Here is a 16,622-nt window from a genome sequence, read left to right as displayed (position 1 = left end):
TGCAGGCCTGTTGCTGTCTGCCACGGGTTTCACCTATGAAGTCCAAACGTGTTGTCGCAGTGTTGGCGCTGGTGATGACGCCGAGCCTGCATGGCCAATCACTCCCCTCCGAACTGGCGCAGCTGGGCATTGTCGCCGGCATGCCTTATGCCAAGGCCAAGCGCCTCATGGATGCGGCAGGGTGGCAGGCGAGTCCGGTCCAGCGCGCGCCTGAGTCACTCGAGGGCTTTCCGGAAGTTGGATGCCAGAAGGGCGCCAAGCAATGCGCCACGACCTTCGAAAAGGAAGGTCAGCAGATCGCGGTGCGGCTGGGCGTTACCCTGGCAGGGCAGCCGTTCGTGCAGGGCGTGGACTGAGCGCTCACTGCGTTCAGGCCAGCGGTAACCGGTCCTGAGCGTGCGACAGCCGATCGTGCAGCTCGCGCACATGCTCGGCCTTGGCATGCACCCGGGAGGTGTCGCCGAAGCTGCGCAGGTAGGTGCACGCGGCAAAGCCGGCACTCTTCTTTTCGTACTCGGCAATCCAGGCCAGTCGATCCGGATTGTTGGCCTGTTCGGCTGACCACGCGGCCACAGGCGGCCGGATGCGGTACTTCAGGCCGACGCGCCATGGCTTCGGTGTCAGTCGCGCACGGAAACAATGCTGCAGCCGGCACATGCGCGCGTACAGGGTGTCGGTGCCCAGTGCCTTGAAGAATGCCTGGAGCTGCTCGTCCTCCGGTGAGAACGTGGCATGCATCGCCAGCACGCGCAGCCCGGCGGGTGTGCGGTAGGCACGCAGGTGCCAATCGGGATGCTGTTCGCTGAAGGCGTCCACGCGTTTCAGCGCAAGCCCTTCAGCACCGCCGGCGGCGGCCAGGCGCTGCTTCCGCCGCATCAGCAGTGCCGCGTTGACCAGCAGCACTGCCGCCACGCCCAGTACCAGGCCCACCAGCCAGTGCCAGAGCAGGGTGCCGATGATGGCGCCGGCAAGCAGCACGATCGCAGCGACGATGGCCGGTATCACGCATCCGGCCGGTGGCTGCGCATGATCGATGTCGGCAAACAGCATGTCGGGGCTGTTGAGACACAATGCGCCATAGCTGTTGCGGGTGATGATGACATCGCCGTCGCGCTGCACGATCTGCTCGCGGATTGGCACACCCTCCACGCCATAGTTGCTGCGCACTTCGCGACGCGGCAGCACCTGCCCGGCGAGGATGGCATTGAGGGCTTCGTTGGCGCGGCGGTCGGCGTGGGCCTGGGCCTCGGCAGGTCCCTCATCGGACCAGCCGAAGCGGCGCACGACCACCGGCCGGCCACGGAAACGGGCCTGCAGGCGGGCTTCGGCCCAGTACGCGGGAACGATCATCATCGTGCGGTGCTCCATCATCCATGGCAGGTGCCTGAGTGAGTCTGGCACAGCCCCGAAGGGCCTGCATGTGCCCGCTGCGGTGGCCGGGGCGGAGTGATAGATTGCGCGCTTCGCATGCACTCCACCAAGGACGGAGCGATGTCCAGTTTCCTGCGTTGCCTGCTTGCCCTTGCCTGTGCCGGGGTGGTCGGCGTGGCATCGGCGGGTACCCCGCCGGGGCCGCAGATCCTCACCACCGATGCCAGCCGCTTCTACGCGCTCTACGACAGCACCGGCGGCAAGCCCAGTGTCGCCCAGCTGGCCGGTTACCTGGCCGAAGGCAGTCCGGGCCTGGGTGAACTGGCGAAGGCGCGCCGGGTCACGCCCGAACGCATGGCCGAAGCCATTGCCAGCCAGCCCGGGGCGTATGCGCAGGGCCGCAGCTGCCTGGCGGAGCTGCCGGCGGTGAAGCAGCGCCTGGTGCAGGTGTTCGGCAACCTGCAGGCGATCTATCCGCAGGCCGCGTTTCCTCCGGTGACCCTCGCGGTCGGCCGTGGTCGGCCGGTCGGGTTGACCTCGAAGAGTGGGGTGATCATCGGCCTGGAAGCGCTGTGTGCAGCCGATTTCATGAATCCCAACGTGCAGGACCGTTTCGTGCACGTGATCGCGCACGAGTACGTGCACATCCAGCAGACCGGCCTGACCGATTTCGAGCCCGGCGACCCGCATGCGACGGTGCTGCGTGTTTCGCTGGGCGAAGGCATCGCCGAATTCATCGCCGAATTGATTTCCGGCAACGTCGGCAACAGTCGCCATGCGGCGTGGACGCGCGGCCGCGAGGTCCACATTGAAAGCGCCTTTGCGCTGGATGTGGACAGTACCGATCTGTCGCCGTGGCTGTACAACTACAAGCCCGGTTCGCAGGAGCCCTATGACCTCGGGTACTGGGTGGGCTACCGCATCGCCAAGGCCTATTACCTGCAGGCCAAGGACAAGCGCGATGCGGTGCGTGCGCTGATCCAGCAAGACAACCCGAAGGCAATCCTGGCTGCCAGCGGCTGGACGCCCGGCATGTGGATGCCGGCCAAGGTGACCGGCGTGGCCGCGCGGTCGGCGGCGCGGTAAGCGCGGGGCCGCGCGCTAGACTGGCCCGGACATTCAAGGGAGAGACCCCATGCGTTCCTTGTCCGGCGGCCTGGCCGCAGTTGCCATCGGTATCGCGCTGAGCGCCCACGGGGTGGCGGCCGAGATGCCCGCGATCAACCCTTTGCTGCTGGAGCCTGTCGAAAGCCTGCGCGCGGACGAAGTGCGCTTCATGCAGCAGCGCCTGGCCGATTGGCCGCAACTGCAGCGTTATCGCGACGCCAACGCGCGACTGCCTGCCGCTGTACCGGGGCAACCACGCGTGGTGTTCTACGGTGATTCCATCACCGAAGGCTGGGGCAGGGAAGGCAGCGCATCGTTCTTTCCCGGCAAGGGCTGGCTCAACCGCGGCATCAGTGGCCAGACCACGGCGCAGATGCTGGTGCGGTTCCCGCAGGACGTGCTGGCCCTGAAGCCACAGGTGGTGGTGATCCTGGCCGGCACCAACGACATTGCCGGCAACACCGGCCCGTCCACGCAGGCGATGATTGAAGACAACCTGCACGCGATGGTGGACCTGGCACGCGCACATGGCATCGCCGTGGTACTGGCATCGGTGCTGCCGGTCAGCGATTACCCGTGGTTGCCGGGCACGGCACCTGCTCCCAAGGTGCGCGCATTGAACGCGGCATTGAAGCGCTATGCCGATGCGAAGCAGCTGGTCTATCTGGACTACTACACGCCGATGACCAATGCCGCCGGAGGGCTGGATCCGCAGCTGGCCGAGGATGGCGTGCATCCCACGGCGAAGGGCTATGCGGTGATGGCGCCGCTGGCGGAGGCTGCAATCAGGCGCGCAATGGCGCCGGACTAGGCACAGCACCCGCAATGCACAGCGTCCAGCCCGTCGAGGTAAAATGGCCCTGGAGCTGGCCACGCAGCGTGGCCGCCAGGGACGATGGGGTGGGTGATGCGGAAGGGAATCCAGGGATGGCTGCGCCGCAGCGGCGCAACGATGGCACTGCTGCTGGCGGCCGTACCGGCGTTCAGTGCAGACACGGCGGCGCCTTCGCCGCTGACGAGTGAGCCGGTGGCCGGAGTTTCACTGGCCGAATGGACCGCCCGCTGGTGGCGCTGGGCCGACGCCCAGGGCGGCGCGCCCTATCTCGACCCGGATGGCCGTGTATGCGATGTGGGCCAGGAAGGCCCGGTCTGGAACCTGGCCGGCACCAATGGCCGTTTCCGGCCACATCGCGAATGCGTGGTGCCGGCGGGCAAGTACCTGTTGCTGCCGATCATCAACATGGCGCACTACCAGGTGGATGAGTCTGTGTCCTGCAAGGAGCTGCAGGCGGGGGCGGCGGTCAACAACGATTATCTGATCAGTGCAGTAGTGCTGCTGGATGGCCAACCCCTGGGCGACATGCGCATGCATCGGGTGCGCAGTGAAGGCTGCTTCCGCATGGATGACGATGACGCAGACTCACGGCTGGCCGCCGCCGACGGCTACTGGGTGATGCTCAAGCCGTTGCCGCCAGGCCGGCATACCCTCAGCGTGGGCGCCAACTACGGCGTGCCGGAGGGTGGCGCGTACAGCCGCATGCGGCAGTCCTTCGAGTACGTGCTGCATGTGGGAGGGCGCACCCAGGTCGTATCGCGCAAACTGCACGCGGTGCCGCTGGCCGCCCCCTGAAGCTCAGGCATCGTCCTGCTTCAACGCTGCATCGGCCGCCAGCAACGCTTCGGCGGCCGCACCGAGCGGCGGCGAGGGCGGGGCAACCACACCGATCGCTTCCATCATCTTCGGCATGCCCAGGAACTGGCGCGCGCGGCGGTCGTAGATGCCGGTGACCAGCAACGCGCGCGTGGCGATCTTCTGCTCGGCACCGATCAGCACGCGCTGCTCCATGATGCCGCGCGAGCCGACCCAACCCACCAGTCGTGTTTCCAGGGTGAAGCGCTGGAACGGCTTCAATTCGCGGCGGAACTGGATGGTGCCGGCGCCGACGATCGGCGCCCATTTCTCGCGCAGCGCCACCCGGCCCAGACCCATGCGCAGGATCAGGTCCAGCCGGCCCAGGTCGAAGATGTTCCAGTAGCGGCCGTTGGTCATGTGCAGGTTGCTGTCCAGGTCGTTGGGCAGCACCCGGAACTGCAGCCGCGAGACCCCGAACGGGGCCTCCAGCTTCGGCCGGAACAGGCTGCACAGCAGCAGGTGGAGCAGGCGGAACCAGAGATTCATGGCTATGACGACTGTTATAGAATCGCCGGTACGCTAATCTATGACGACTGTCTTAGCAAGGAGACCGCCGTGAGCCCGCGACCGTCCGATGCCCCACAGCGCGTGATCGATGCCGCGGCGCAGATGCTGGCGCGGGTGGGCCTCAATGCCACCAGCATCCGCGAAGTGACCAAGCTGGCCGAGGCGCCATTGGGCTCCACCTACCATCACTTTCCCGGCGGCAAGCAGGAGCTGCTGGCGCGCGCTACCCACATGGCCGGCGACAAGGTGGAGGTGCTGCTGATGGAGCTGCTGAAGGATGGGGCGGTGCAGGGCCTGCAGCAGTTCCTGGCGATGTGGCGCGAGCGTCTGCTGCGCTCCGATTTCCGCGCCGGCTGCCCGGTGCTGGCCGCTGCCGTGGAGGAGCCGGTGGAGGCCACGCCCAGCCAACCCCGCGCGGCGGCGGCCGAGGTGTTCGCACGCTGGCACGGCCACCTCGCCTCGGCATTCGTCGCCGAAGGACACGCCCCGCCAGCAGCGGCTGAGCTGGCCAGCCTGGTGATCGCCAGCGTGGAGGGGGCGGTGGCGATGTGCCGTGCGCTGCAGGACATCGCCCCGTTCGACCAGGTGGCCGCGCAGCTGCTGAAGGCGGCCACGCGGCCTTGATCGGCCGGTGCCGACAGGCCAGACTCGCCAGCAGCCCACGACTGGATGCCGCCATGGACGAATTGCACCATCGTCAGTTGATCGAGCACTACCTGCAGGCCTACAACCGCTTCGATATCGACGCCATGCTGGCGGTGCTGGCGCACAACGTACGCTTCGAGAACCACAGCGGCGGCCAGCTGACGATGGTCACCGAAGGCGTCGATGCCTTTGGCGAACTGGCACGCCAGTCTGCGCGCCTGTTCCTGGAGCGCGAACAGCGCTTGCTGGCGCTGGTGTTCGATGGTGATCGGGCGACGGCGACGATTGGCTGGCGCGGCGTGTTCGCACAGGATGTTCCCGATGGACCGCGTGCGGGCACTGAGCTGGAACTGCAGGGCCAGAGCGAGTTCGTGTTCGCGGGTGACCGCATCGAACGGATCGTTGATCGCAGCTGAGGAACGGCCGCTTGGAACCGCCGTCTGGACAGCGGAGCTGCCCGCGGTAGAATCCGCCCAACACCGCCTACGCGTGCCCGGCAAGGATGTCCGCATGCAGCATCAGGTTCCCGAGGTCCCTCGCCGCGATGCCTCCCGCCCCCTGGCGGCGGCATGAAGCGCTCGCGCCACTTTTCACGCAGCCCACTGACATTGCCGATGAACCGCGGCAGCGAAGTCGTGCGTGCGCGCAGGCACTTGCAGCAGCGCGGTTGGCCACGCCTGCAGATGGCACTGATCGTCGCCCTGACCGGTGCGGCCGGTTTCCTTGCCTCGCACCTGCTGCGCCTGGCCGGTATCGACGCGATGTGGTTTCGCTACCCGATGGCCGTAGTGCTGGCCTACGGCGTGTTCCTGCTGCTGATGTGGATCTGGATCCGCTGGCGTTGGGACAACGTGCTGGATGGCCTGTCGCCGGATGTGGGCGGTGGCTGCCCATCCCCTCGCGGCAGTGCCGTGGAATCACCGTGGAGCGGCGCCGGCGGCCGTTCCGGCGGTGGCGGTGCGTCGGCCTCGTGGAACGGGCCGGCATCGGTGAGCAGTGGCGATGCCGGAGAGCTGCCGTTGACCGGGCTGGCTGAAGACGAAGCGGGCCTGCCGCTGCTGGCCATCCTCGGCATCGTCGCGCTGGTGGCGACCGTCCTGCTGGCCAGCGTATGGGTGGTGTGGTCGGCGCCGGTGCTGATGGCCGAACTGCTGGTGGACGCGGCCATCGCCGGCGGCCTGTACCGACGCATGCAGGGCATGCACGAGCAGGGATGGTGGCGGGTATGCGTGTCGCACACGGTCTGGCCGCTGATCGGCCTGTTGCTGTTCTTCGCGGTGCTGGGGTGGCTTGCTCAGGAACTCGTGCCAGGTGCAAGCCATCTGCTGCAGGTCATCCAGGGGCTGTAATGCGGTTGCTCCCTTCATATGGCCCGGTCCCGACCGGTTTTCAGCCGCAATGAACAGTGGGCTATGATCGCGGTCGCCGAGGATTCGTGTCCTGGCGGTTTCACCTATCGGGAGCTTGTCATACTGCTTCGGAAACCGGGGCGCTGGATGGCCGAACGCCCACTGAGACACACAACCACTGACGAGGAAGAGCGCATGGATGTCGCTGCACGCAGGAACAGGACGTTGTTTCGTTGGATCATGGTGACGCTGCTGGCGGTGTTGTTGCCGTTTGCAGCACTGGCGCAGCCGGCAGCCGGGCAGGGCGATGGCGCTGAAGCCGCCACTGCCGCGGAAGAGACGCAATGCCGTGCCTGCGCCTATGAGCGCATTGGACCGAAGGTCGATATCGGCCTGGTGGCACTGGTGTCGCTGCTGGTGGTGGGTCTGCTGGTAGCGGTGTCCCGCGAGTGGGGAACCACCTCGCAGCGCTGGACCTGCCGCACCCTGGCCCTGCTGTTGGTGGGCATCGGCCTGGCGTTGTTGTGGTGGGCTGGCAGCGTCGTCTACCTGGGCTACAACCCGTGGCAGGAGCCGCTCGCACCCGGCGGCGGCTCGCTCGGTTCGACGCTGCTGAGTACGTCGCCGAAGTGGCTGGCGGCACTGGTGCTGGTCGGCTTCGCGCCTTCCATCTGGAAGCGCAGCGAGCGCCTGCCGCCCTGGCGTATCGGCTGACCCTGGAACGACGGCGCCGGATCACACCCGGCGCCGCCTGCAGCAATCACTCAAAGCGCCAGCGCACGCCCGCGTAGACGCCGCGGCCTTCGCCCGGCGTCGAACGCGCGACATCCTTGCCGGCGTCGTCATAGCCCGGCGTGACGGTGGCGGCGTAGCGGCGATTGCCTAGGTTGCGCATCTCCGCCCAGGCCTGCCAGCGGCCACCGGGTGCGTCGTAGCCGATGCGGCTGCCGAAGATCACATGGCTGTCGGCCCAGTAGCTGTTGGCGTAGTCCACGGCGATGCGCGAGGCGTATTCGGTATTGAGCGCCGCGTACAGGCCGGATGCATGATCGAAACGCAGCTCGGCCTGGTAGGCGTGGCGCGGCAGGCCGGGCAGGCGGTTGCTGCCGAAACGTGCATCGTGGCGGTAGCGGAAATCGCTGAAGGTATACGCCTGGCGCAGCGACAGGCGGCCCGGTGCAGCCTGCCACAGCGTGCTGTCCAATCCGGCTTCGATACCGCGGTGCACGGTGGGGCTGGCATTGTTCTCGGCGATGAACAGGTTCGGCACCGGTTGCAGTTCGACGCTCAGCAGTTCGTGGTTCACGTGGGCGTAGTAGCCGGTCAGTTCCCAGCGACCCAGCGCCGCGTCACCGCGCGCGCCCAGTTCCAGCGTGGTGGCGGTCTGGTTCTGCATCGGCACCGGCGCGCGCTGGCGGCCAGTGGATGGGCCATTGCCCGGCCCGAAGTACTGGTTCGAGCCCCAGATCATCGACCATGGGTGCGGTGCCTCCACCGAACGGCTGAGGTTGCCGAACCACTGGGTCTGCGCGCTGTGCTGCCAGGTAAAGCCCAGTCGCGGTGCGTAGTCCCAGTCGTGCTCGCGCAGGCGGCCGCCGCTGCTCGGCCAGGTCACCTGCACATCGCGACGGGTGTTGATCAGTGCCAGCCCAGCCTGCATGCGCAGGCGGTCATTGAAGGTGAGGGTGTTGCTGACGTGCAGCGTGCTGTCGGTGCCGTGGTGGCGGAAGTCGCGCGTGCGCGTGCCGGCGGCATAGCCGTTGCTGGCAAAGCGCAGCGACTCGCGCACATCGGCATCCAGGTCATGGGTGACGCGCAGGCCGAACGTGGTCTCGCTGTCCAGGCCGAACAGCCGGTGGCGGCGGCGGTAGTCCAGCGTGGCGTTGAGGTTGGCGTAGTCCAGCTGCTGGCGGTACAGGCTCTCGTTCAAGTCCATCGGGTAGGAGTGGTAGACCAGCCCGGCCTGCAGCGACGAGTCCTCATCGATCTGCAGCGTGGTGACATTGCCCAACCAGGTGCTGCCCGGCTGCGGGCGGCGCGCATCGATGGCCAGGTTGGCCGCATTCGCGGCATGTGGATCGTTGCGGATCTGGTCGCGGGTCAAGCGACCGGGCGTTTCGTGATTGGTTTCGCGGTAGCGCACGAAGAAGCGCGTCTGCAGGTCGGGCGTGATCTGCCAGCCGATGTTGGCCATCGCGCCCTTGCCGTCGCCGTGCGCATGGCGCTGGTAGCCGTCGAACTCGGTATCGGTGTAGGCCAGGAAGTAGTCGACATCTCCGTTGACGCCGCCCCAGCTGAGGCCGCGCTTCTGGTAGCCACGGCTGCCGGCTTCGTAGTGCAGCTGCACGCCCGCCGAATCACGGCCGCTGCGGCTGACGTAGTCGATGGCACCGCCCAGCGCGAGCGCGCCGCGCTCGAAGCCGTTGGCGCCGCGCAGGACTTCCACGCGCGACAGCCACAGGGGTTCCAGCAGTTCGTAAGGCGTGCCACCCGGGCCGGTCAGTGGCAGGCCGTCGATCGATACCGCAATGCCTGAGGCATGCGCGCCCGGCCCGCGGTTGATGCCCGAGCCACGGATCGAGATCCTGGTGCCCTCGTTGCCCGGCGATTGCGCGCTGATGCCCGGCTGATAGGCCAGCACATCCGCACTGGAGGACAGTCGGCTGTCGGCATTGGCCACGTCGATGACGTTGCTGGCGCCGGGCACCCGCTTCAGCGTCTCGCGCGCCTGCGCGCTGGCATCGCCAGCAGCGGTGACCTGCACCGCATCCAGCGTGGTGGCCTGCGGGGCTGCAGCGGCGGTGGAGGCGAGGCCGAGGGAAACGGCCAGGAACAACAGCGACGGGGTGGGGCGGTACGACGAAAGCGACATGCGGAAATGCTGTAAACCGGTAAGGTGGCGCGAAAGTTAACAGGTTGGTGGCGCCACGTCACCCACCGGCGGCGTATGGCCGCCCGCGGTGTTCCTGTAGAGCCGAGCCCACGCTCGGCTAATCGCGTGCAGCGCGGGTTGTCTGCCATCGCGACGAAGAGCAGCCGAGCATGGGCTCGGCTCTACAGCAGGGTTTATGGCGAGGGTTTCGCCAGCGTCTTCAACTTTGCGTAGAGCTGATCAGCTGCTTCCTTCTCGCCCAATGCCGCATGACACTCGGCCAGGCTGTCCCACACATTGGCCGAATCCGGATACAGCTCGGTGTTGAGGGCGAATACCTTCAACGCCCTGCGTGCACCCAGGCTCTGGCGGATGGCATAGCCGCTGGCGTTGATCGCACGTTCCAGCTCGCTGCCCGTCACCCGGTTGTTATCGCGCAACCAGCTGCGTATCGCCTGGGCGGCGCCTGCATCATCATCCAGCGCATACGCAACCAGCCGCTCGGACAGCACCGCGTGCGGAAACTCCTGCGGCGCGGCCATCGCCATCGTGCTCTCCACCAAGGTACTGGACCAGACATTGCGGGCGCTGCCGCTGGTCAGGTACACGAACACCCAGTAGCCGTCGGCCAGCGTGCCCTTGTAGGCCAGCCGCGCACGTACACGGGTGCCGCCATCATGGCCGACCTGGGTATAGCCGTCGCTACGGGTGGTGTCCCAGCCAGTGGAGAAGAAATTGCTGCCGCCACCGCTCAGTTTCTGCGGCTGCCAGAACTTTTCCAGGGTCGCCGTGCGCACCAGCGTGCCGGTCGCCAGCGCCTGCAGGAAGCGGTTCATGTCGCCCACGGTGGTCTGCAGATCGGCATGGCCCCAGCCGTAGTCCGGCCAGGGATCTTCATTGGCAGGCTGCAGTTGGCCATCCTTGCCGATGTACGGCACCGCCGCGCGCCGGGCCGGCACGCTGGCAACGCCCCACGAGGTGCTGGCCATCTTCAATGGCTGCAGGATGCGTTCGCGCGCGATGGCCGGGTAGGGCTTGCGGTAGTGCGCTTCCAGCAACGCCGTCAGCACCAGGTAGTTGGCCTGGGTGTACTGCACGCGGCTGCCGGTGGCGAACTGCATCGGTGCAGCGCCGGCCACCTTCAGCGCAGTGCCAAGGTCAGGCGCTACACCGGGGTAGCCCGTGCTCACCCAGCGGTTATCCACCCGGTCGTAGTACTCGCCGATGCCGGAGCTGTGGTTGAGGAAATCACGCACGTGGATTGCCTGCCATGCTGCAGGCAGGTCCGGCACATAGCGGCTGGCCGGTGTATCCAGATCCACCTTGCTCTGATCGACCAGTTGCATCACCAGTGTGCTGGTCAGCAGCTTGGCCATCGACTGTGCGGCGAAGATGGAATCGACGGTGGCAGGTGTGTGCGTAGCGCGATCACATTCGCCGCTGGCGCCCTGGTACAGCACCTGGCCGTTGTGGGCGACCAGTACCGCCTGGCCGGCAATGCCGTAGCGCTCGCGGTTGACCTGCAGTTGGGCGTCGAGCTGGGTAGAGAGGCCGGCGGAGAGATCATTCGCTGATGCGGGCGGAGCAGCGAACAGGACGCAGAGCAATGCAGCAGCAAAGGTGCGGTACATCGCGGTGATCCATCAGCGGTGATGGCGCATGGTGGTCACGACGGAAGAGCGGGTCAAGGGCACCGATTCCCGCATCAGGGAGAGCCGGCCGCGGGCCGGCACCCCTGCGATCAGCCCAGGATCGCCGGCAGATCCAGTCCCTTTTCCTTCGCACAGTCGATCGCGATGTCATACCCCGCATCGGCGTGGCGCATGACGCCGGTCGCCGGGTCGTTCCACAGCACGCGGGCAATCCGCTTCGCCGCTGCCTCGGTACCGTCGCACACGATCACCATGCCGGCGTGCTGCGAGAAGCCCATGCCGACGCCGCCGCCGTGGTGCAGCGAGACCCAGGTCGCGCCGCTGGCGGTGTTGAGCAGGGCGTTCAGCAGCGGCCAGTCGGACACCGCGTCGGAGCCATCGGCCATTGCTTCGGTTTCGCGGTTCGGCGAGGCCACGCTGCCGCTGTCCAGGTGGTCACGTCCGATCACCACCGGCGCCTTCAGTTCGCCGTTGGCGACCATCTCGTTGAACGCCAGGCCGAGTCGATCACGATCACCCAGGCCGACCCAGCAGATGCGCGCCGGCAGGCCCTGGAACTTGATCTTCTCGGCAGCCATGTCCAGCCAGCGGTGCAGGTGCGGGTTGTCCGGAATCAGTTCCTTCACCTTGGCATCGGTCTTGGCGATGTCTTCCGGATCGCCGCTCAGTGCGGCCCAACGGAACGGGCCGATACCGCGGCAGAACAGCGGGCGGATGTAGGCCGGCACGAACCCGGGGAAGTCGAACGCGTTCTCCACGCCTTCTTCCAGCGCCATCTGCCGCAGGTTGTTGCCGTAGTCCACGGTCGGTACGCCAAGTGCGTGGAAGCCGAGCATGGCGCGAATATGGTTGGCCATCGACGCGCGCGCAGCCTTTTCCACTTCCTTGGGGGCGGAAACACGCTTTTCGTCCCACTGCTCGACGGTCCAGCCCTGCGGCAGGTAGCCGTTTACCGGGTCGTGCGCGGAGGTCTGGTCGGTCAGCAGGTCCGGCTTCACGCCGCGCTTGAGCAGTTCGGCCAGCACGTCGGCGACGTTGCCGAGCAGGCCCACGGACTTCGGCGTACCGGCCTTGCACGATTCGTCGATCAGGCGCAGCGCTTCATCCAGATTGTCGGTCCAGGTGTCCAGGTAGCCGGTGCGCAGGCGCATGTCGATGCTGCTCTTGCGGCACTCCACGGCCAGGCAGGAGGCGCCCGCCATCACCGCGGCCAGCGGCTGTGCGCCGCCCATGCCGCCGAGGCCACCGGTGAACAGCCACTTGCCGGTCAGGTCACCACCGAAATGCTGGCGGCCCATTTCCACGAAGGTTTCGTAGGTGCCCTGCACGATGCCCTGCGCGCCGATGTAGATCCAGCTGCCTGCGGTCATCTGGCCGTACATGGCCAGGCCCTTCCTATCCAGCTCGTTGAAGTGGTCCCAGTTGGCCCAACGAGGTACCAGGTTGGAATTGGCGATCAGCACGCGCGGCGCATCAGCGTGGGTGCGGAACACGCCCACCGGCTTGCCCGACTGCACCAGCAGGGTCTGGTCGTCGTCCAGGCGCTTGAGCGTTTCGACGATGGCATCGAAGCTCTCCCAGTCGCGTGCGGCGCGGCCGATGCCGCCGTACACCACCAGTTCCTGCGGGCGCTCGGCCACATCGGGGTGCAGGTTGTTCATCAGCATGCGCAGCGGCGCTTCGGTCAGCCAGCTCTTGGCGTTCAGCGTGGTGCCGGTCGGCGCGGCGAGGGTGCGGGACGGGTCGTTGCGGGTCATGCGGCGCTCCGGTTCGTAGCGAATTCGAGGCAGGCGTTGAGCACCTGCGCCAGGGTGTGGCGCAGCGGTGCGGCGTGGTCGGGGTCGAGCGGGGTGGGCCAGCTGTGCTCGTCCACCTGATCTGGCAGGGGTTCGTGCATGTAGCCGCGGCAGGCCAGCTCCATCTGCAGGCTGTGCACACCGCCGGCGATGTTGCTGTAGTGGCGGGTGATCCAGCCACCTTTGAAGCGGCCGTTGCGCACCTGGCTCATGCCACTGATCTTCAGCAGGTTCTCCACCACGTCGCTCAACGCGTTGTCGCAGGACGTGTCCGGCGCGCCGGACGGGCCAGCGGTACCCAGGTTGAACTGCGGCAGTTCGCCGTCGAACAGGTGCGGAATATGTGAGCGGATCGAATGTGCGTCGTACACCACCACCGTGCCGAACTTCGCGCGCAGGCGAGTGATCTGCGCAGCCAGCGCATCGTGGTAAGGCAGGAAATAGGTGTCGCGGCGACGGGCGATTTCTGCATCATCCGGTTCGCGTCCGGCGTGGTACAGCGGCTGGTTGTCGAAGGTGGTCAGCGGGCACAGGCCGGTGGTGTTCTGGCCCGGGTACAGCGAGACCCCGCTGGGGTCTCGGTTGAGGTCGATCACCGAGCGCGAGATCGCCGAGCGCACCGTAGTCGCGCCCATGCCACGCACAAAGTCGTACAGCTCGTGCACCCACCAGTCGGCATCGCGACGGGCCAGCCACGGCGAGTGGTAGTCGCCGATCAGGTCGTGCGGCAGCTCGCTGCCGGTATGCGGGAAGCTGACGATGAGGGGGGCGTCGCCCTCGTGCACGGTCAGCCATTCGGGATGGGTATTCATGCCTGCGGCTCCACGGTTGGCAGCAGGTCGGTCAGGCCCTGCGCCAGCGCGCCACTGCGCACCAGATTCGTGGCGGTCACCATGTCCGGATGGAAGTAGCGGTCTTCTTCCAGCGTCGGCACCTGCGCACGCAGGGTGGCGCGCACGGTTTCCAGCGCGGCGCTGGAGCGCAGCGGGGCGTGGAAGTCGCAGCCCTGCGCAGCGGCCAGCAGCTCGATGCCGATCACGTTGGCGGCGTTCTCGGCCATCTGCATCAGCCGGCGCGCGCCATGCGCGGCCATCGACACATGGTCTTCCTGGTTGGCCGAGGTCGGGATCGAATCAACGCTGGCGGGGTAGGCGCGCTGCTTGTTCTCCGAGACCAGCGCGGCGGCGGTCACCTGCGGAATCATGAAGCCGGAATTCAGGCCGGGGCGCGGGGTCAGGAATGCAGGCAGGCCGGACAGCGCAGGGTCGACCAGCATCGCCAGGCGGCGCTCGCTGATCGAGCCGATCTCGCACACCGCCATCGCCAGCATGTCGGCCGCGAAGGCCACCGGCTCGGCGTGGAAGTTGCCACCGGACAACGCTTCGCCGGTATCGGTGAACACCAGCGGATTGTCGGACACTCCATTGGCTTCGATTTCCAGCGTGGTCGCAGCCTGGCGCAGGATGTCCAGCGCCGCGCCCATCACCTGCGGCTGGCAGCGCAGGCAGTACGGGTCCTGCACGCGCACGTCGTTGTCACGGTGCGATTCGCGGATCTCCGAGCCGTGCATCAGCGCGCGCAGCGTCGCGGCGGTGGCGATCTGTCCGCGCTGGCCGCGGATGGCGTGGATGCGCGGGTCGAACGGCGTGTCCGAGCCCTTGGCCGCTTCCACCGACAGCGCGCCGGCGACCAGTGCCGCCTGGAACACGGTCTCGATCTCGAACAGGCCGGCCAGCGCGTAGGCGGTGGAGAACTGGGTGCCGTTGAGCAGCGCCAGGCCTTCCTTCGCTCCCAGTTCGATCGGCTGCAGGCCGGCACGTGCCAGTGCATCGACCGCCGGCAGGCGCTCGTCACCGATGAAGGCTTCACCGACGCCCAGCATCACGCTGGCCAGGTGCGAGAGCGGCGCCAGGTCACCCGAGGCACCCACCGAGCCTTGTGCCGGCACCACGGGCAATACGCCCTTGACCAGCATCCCTTCGAGCAGCAGCAGGGTTTCCTCGCGGATGCCCGATGCACCCTGCGCCAGGCTGACCAGCTTCAGCGCCATCATCAACCGCACCACGCTGGCCGGCATCGGCTCGCCCACGCCGGCGGCATGCGAGAGCACGATGTTCCGCTGCAGGGTGGCCAGGTCTTCGCGCTCGATGCGCACGCTGGCCAGCTTGCCGAAGCCGGTGTTGATGCCATACACCGGTGCGCCCTTGGCGACGATGGCGGCCACCGCCGCAGCGCTGGCGCGTACCACCGGCAGGGCGGCCGGGTCCAGTGCGAGCGGCGCACCGCGATAGACCTGCCGCCACTGGGCGAGAGTGACATGGCCGGGGCGAAGAACCAGGGTGTTGCTCATGTGTTGCTCCAGGAGGCAGGCAGGTCGGGCTGCCCGCGCACCACGCGCGCGTGCAGCGGGTTGAATCCAATGCGATAGACCAGGTCAGCGGGCGCATCGATGTCCCAGATCGCCAGGTCGCAGTCCATGCCCGCGGCCAGGCGACCGATGCGCTCGCCGTGGCCCAGTGCGCGCGCCGCTTCACGGGTGAAGCCGGCGATGCACTCATCCACGGTCAGGCGGAACAGGGTGGCGCCCATGTTCATCGCCAGCAGTGGGCTGGTCAGCGGCGAGGTGCCCGGGTTGCTGTCGGTGGCCAGCGCCAGTGGCACGCCGGCCGCACGCAGCGCGGCGATCGGCGGCAGGGTGGTATCGCGGGTGAAATAGAAAGCACCAGGCAGCAGCACGGCGACGGTACCGGCGGCGGCCATCGCGGCGATGCCGGCATCGTCCAGATGTTCGATATGGTCGGCCGACAGTGCACCGAAGCTGGCCGCCAGTTCGGCACCGTGCTGGTTGCTCAGCTGCTCGGCGTGGATCTTCACCGCCAGCCCGTTCGCGCGGGCGGCCTCGAACACCTGCCGCGCCTGCGCGGGCGAGAACGCGATGTTCTCGCAGAACACGTCCACCGCTTCGGCCAGGCCTTCGGCAGCAATGGCCGGAATCATTACCTCGCACACCTCGTCGACGTATTCCTGTGCCTCGCGGCCCGGCGGAGTCGCGTGTGCGCCGAGGAAGGTGGTCACCACGTTGACCCGGCATTCCTCGCCCAGTGCACTCGCCACCTGCAGCTGCTTGCGCTCGTCGGGCAGGGTGAGGCCGTAGCCGGACTTGATTTCGATCGTGGTCACGCCTTCGGCGCGCATCGCCAGCAGGCGCGGCCGGCTTTCGGCGGCCAGCTGTTCCGGGGTGGCAGCGCGGGTGGCGCGCACGGTGGAGACGATGCCGCCGCCGGCACGGGCGATCTCGGCATAGCTGACGCCCTGCAGGCGCTGCTCGAATTCGTTGGCGCGGTTGCCGGCGTAGACCAGGTGGGTGTGGCAGTCGATCAGGCCCGGCGAGATCCAGCGGCCTTCACCGTCGATGCGGGTGGTCGGCTGCAGGTGCGCATCGCTGCCGGCAGCGCCGACGTGGACGATGCGGCCCTCGGCGCAGGCCAGTACGCCATCGCGGATGACACCCAGGCCCTCGCCATCGAGGGTGATCAGGTGGACGTTGGACCAGAGGGTATCGACGTGCATGGCATCCACAACGCGGCTGTGCTTATATGTCTATACAATATAGGCGTCCATTTCGGGTTG

16 protein-coding genes are annotated in these 16,622 nt (G+C 67.2%); 8 read left to right on the top strand and 8 right to left on the bottom strand.

What is annotated here, in order from left to right; translation table 11 throughout:
• Window positions 1-35 precede the first annotated feature (35 nt).
• Window positions 36-356 carry a hypothetical protein gene (locus tag ROV93_RS07225; protein ID WP_072168131.1) on the top strand — a complete coding sequence of 107 codons (321 nt, stop codon included), beginning with the start codon at window positions 36-38 and terminating at the stop codon, window positions 354-356.
• 13 nt (window positions 357-369) lie between these two features.
• Here the strand turns inward: ROV93_RS07225 and ROV93_RS07220 are convergent, their stop codons facing one another.
• On the bottom strand, window positions 370-1,353 hold the full coding sequence (locus ROV93_RS07220; protein ID WP_072168181.1) for a hypothetical protein: 984 nt from the start codon (window positions 1,351-1,353) through the stop codon (window positions 370-372).
• Between the two features lie 138 nt (window positions 1,354-1,491).
• Between ROV93_RS07220 and ROV93_RS07215 the strand changes: the two genes are divergently transcribed.
• From ROV93_RS07215 to ROV93_RS07205, 3 genes are all read left to right on the top strand, one after another.
• Window positions 1,492-2,457 carry a DUF2268 domain-containing putative Zn-dependent protease gene (locus ROV93_RS07215; protein WP_072168130.1) on the top strand — a complete coding sequence of 322 codons (966 nt, stop codon included), beginning with the start codon at window positions 1,492-1,494 and terminating at the stop codon, window positions 2,455-2,457.
• Between the two features lie 49 nt (window positions 2,458-2,506).
• Complete coding sequence (locus ROV93_RS07210; RefSeq protein ID WP_180890647.1) at window positions 2,507-3,289, top strand: SGNH/GDSL hydrolase family protein; 783 nt, start codon at window positions 2,507-2,509, stop codon at window positions 3,287-3,289.
• A 96-nt stretch (window positions 3,290-3,385) separates the two neighbouring features.
• Complete coding sequence (locus ROV93_RS07205) at window positions 3,386-4,108, top strand: hypothetical protein (RefSeq protein ID WP_312539043.1); 723 nt, start codon at window positions 3,386-3,388, stop codon at window positions 4,106-4,108.
• Window positions 4,109-4,111: 3 nt separating this feature from the next.
• Here the strand turns inward: ROV93_RS07205 and ROV93_RS07200 are convergent, their stop codons facing one another.
• The gene (locus ROV93_RS07200; protein ID WP_053497299.1) at window positions 4,112-4,657 is read right to left on the bottom strand and encodes a thioesterase family protein; all 546 of its coding nucleotides are present in this window, start codon (window positions 4,655-4,657) and stop codon (window positions 4,112-4,114) included.
• Between the two features lie 69 nt (window positions 4,658-4,726).
• On the opposite strand from ROV93_RS07200, the gene ROV93_RS07195 reads away from it, so the two are divergent.
• The 4 genes from ROV93_RS07195 to ROV93_RS07180 all read left to right on the top strand — a co-directional run bounded on the left by ROV93_RS07195 (window position 4,727) and on the right by ROV93_RS07180 (window position 7,386).
• Window positions 4,727-5,302 (top strand): TetR/AcrR family transcriptional regulator, encoded by a 576-nt coding sequence (locus ROV93_RS07195; protein ID WP_072168128.1) that lies wholly within the window; start codon window positions 4,727-4,729, stop codon window positions 5,300-5,302.
• Window positions 5,303-5,355: 53 nt separating this feature from the next.
• Window positions 5,356-5,739, top strand: a complete 384-nt coding sequence (locus tag ROV93_RS07190; RefSeq protein WP_072168127.1) for a nuclear transport factor 2 family protein — start codon at window positions 5,356-5,358, stop codon at window positions 5,737-5,739.
• 153 nt (window positions 5,740-5,892) lie between these two features.
• The gene (locus tag ROV93_RS07185; protein WP_072168126.1) at window positions 5,893-6,672 is read left to right on the top strand and encodes a hypothetical protein; all 780 of its coding nucleotides are present in this window, start codon (window positions 5,893-5,895) and stop codon (window positions 6,670-6,672) included.
• Window positions 6,673-6,867: 195 nt separating this feature from the next.
• Window positions 6,868-7,386, top strand: a complete 519-nt coding sequence (locus ROV93_RS07180) for a hypothetical protein (RefSeq protein WP_053497341.1) — start codon at window positions 6,868-6,870, stop codon at window positions 7,384-7,386.
• A 46-nt stretch (window positions 7,387-7,432) separates the two neighbouring features.
• Here ROV93_RS07180 and ROV93_RS07175 read toward each other — a convergent pair whose 3' ends face one another.
• From ROV93_RS07175 to hutI, 6 genes are all read right to left on the bottom strand, one after another.
• On the bottom strand, window positions 7,433-9,544 hold the full coding sequence (locus ROV93_RS07175; protein WP_072168125.1) for a TonB-dependent receptor: 2,112 nt from the start codon (window positions 9,542-9,544) through the stop codon (window positions 7,433-7,435).
• A gap of 194 nt (window positions 9,545-9,738) precedes the next feature.
• Window positions 9,739-11,175 (bottom strand): serine hydrolase domain-containing protein, encoded by a 1,437-nt coding sequence (locus tag ROV93_RS07170; protein ID WP_072168124.1) that lies wholly within the window; start codon window positions 11,173-11,175, stop codon window positions 9,739-9,741.
• A gap of 110 nt (window positions 11,176-11,285) precedes the next feature.
• A complete protein-coding gene (gene hutU / locus ROV93_RS07165; RefSeq protein ID WP_072168123.1) occupies window positions 11,286-12,953 on the bottom strand; it encodes a urocanate hydratase in 1,668 nt (555 codons plus the stop codon).
• Entirely contained in the window at window positions 12,950-13,804 is an 855-nt protein-coding gene (gene hutG, locus ROV93_RS07160; RefSeq protein WP_072168122.1) for an N-formylglutamate deformylase, read from the bottom strand. Before hutG ends, hutU begins: the two co-directional genes overlap by 4 nt.
• A complete protein-coding gene (gene hutH / locus ROV93_RS07155; RefSeq protein ID WP_072168121.1) occupies window positions 13,801-15,342 on the bottom strand; it encodes a histidine ammonia-lyase in 1,542 nt (513 codons plus the stop codon). Before hutH ends, hutG begins: the two co-directional genes overlap by 4 nt.
• Window positions 15,339-16,562: an imidazolonepropionase gene (gene hutI, locus ROV93_RS07150; RefSeq protein ID WP_072168180.1), complete on the bottom strand. Its 1,224-nt coding sequence runs from the start codon at window positions 16,560-16,562 to the stop codon at window positions 15,339-15,341. Before hutI ends, hutH begins: the two co-directional genes overlap by 4 nt.
• Window positions 16,563-16,622 lie beyond the last annotated feature (60 nt).

Origin of the sequence: Stenotrophomonas maltophilia group sp. msm4 (genome assembly GCF_032025605.1) — a bacterium.
GTDB lineage: Bacteria > Pseudomonadota > Gammaproteobacteria > Xanthomonadales > Xanthomonadaceae > Stenotrophomonas > Stenotrophomonas sepilia.
This window is presented reverse-complemented; position numbering and strand designations above follow the sequence as displayed.

Coding starts and splice junctions, on each gene's coding strand:
- ROV93_RS07225 (WP_072168131.1), top strand. CDS start 36: ATGAAGTCCAAACGTGTTGTCGCAGTGTTGGCGCTGGTGATGACGCCG.
- ROV93_RS07220 (WP_072168181.1), bottom strand. CDS start 1,353: ATGATGATCGTTCCCGCGTACTGGGCCGAAGCCCGCCTGCAGGCCCGT.
- ROV93_RS07215 (WP_072168130.1), top strand. CDS start 1,492: ATGTCCAGTTTCCTGCGTTGCCTGCTTGCCCTTGCCTGTGCCGGGGTG.
- ROV93_RS07210 (WP_180890647.1), top strand. CDS start 2,507: ATGCGTTCCTTGTCCGGCGGCCTGGCCGCAGTTGCCATCGGTATCGCG.
- ROV93_RS07205 (WP_312539043.1), top strand. CDS start 3,386: ATGCGGAAGGGAATCCAGGGATGGCTGCGCCGCAGCGGCGCAACGATG.
- ROV93_RS07200 (WP_053497299.1), bottom strand. CDS start 4,657: ATGAATCTCTGGTTCCGCCTGCTCCACCTGCTGCTGTGCAGCCTGTTC.
- ROV93_RS07190 (WP_072168127.1), top strand. CDS start 5,356: ATGGACGAATTGCACCATCGTCAGTTGATCGAGCACTACCTGCAGGCC.
- ROV93_RS07185 (WP_072168126.1), top strand. CDS start 5,893: ATGAAGCGCTCGCGCCACTTTTCACGCAGCCCACTGACATTGCCGATG.
- ROV93_RS07180 (WP_053497341.1), top strand. CDS start 6,868: ATGGATGTCGCTGCACGCAGGAACAGGACGTTGTTTCGTTGGATCATG.
- ROV93_RS07175 (WP_072168125.1), bottom strand. CDS start 9,544: ATGTCGCTTTCGTCGTACCGCCCCACCCCGTCGCTGTTGTTCCTGGCC.
- ROV93_RS07170 (WP_072168124.1), bottom strand. CDS start 11,175: ATGTACCGCACCTTTGCTGCTGCATTGCTCTGCGTCCTGTTCGCTGCT.
- hutU (WP_072168123.1), bottom strand. CDS start 12,953: ATGACCCGCAACGACCCGTCCCGCACCCTCGCCGCGCCGACCGGCACC.
- hutG (WP_072168122.1), bottom strand. CDS start 13,804: ATGAATACCCATCCCGAATGGCTGACCGTGCACGAGGGCGACGCCCCC.
- hutH (WP_072168121.1), bottom strand. CDS start 15,342: ATGAGCAACACCCTGGTTCTTCGCCCCGGCCATGTCACTCTCGCCCAG.
- hutI (WP_072168180.1), bottom strand. CDS start 16,562: ATGCACGTCGATACCCTCTGGTCCAACGTCCACCTGATCACCCTCGAT.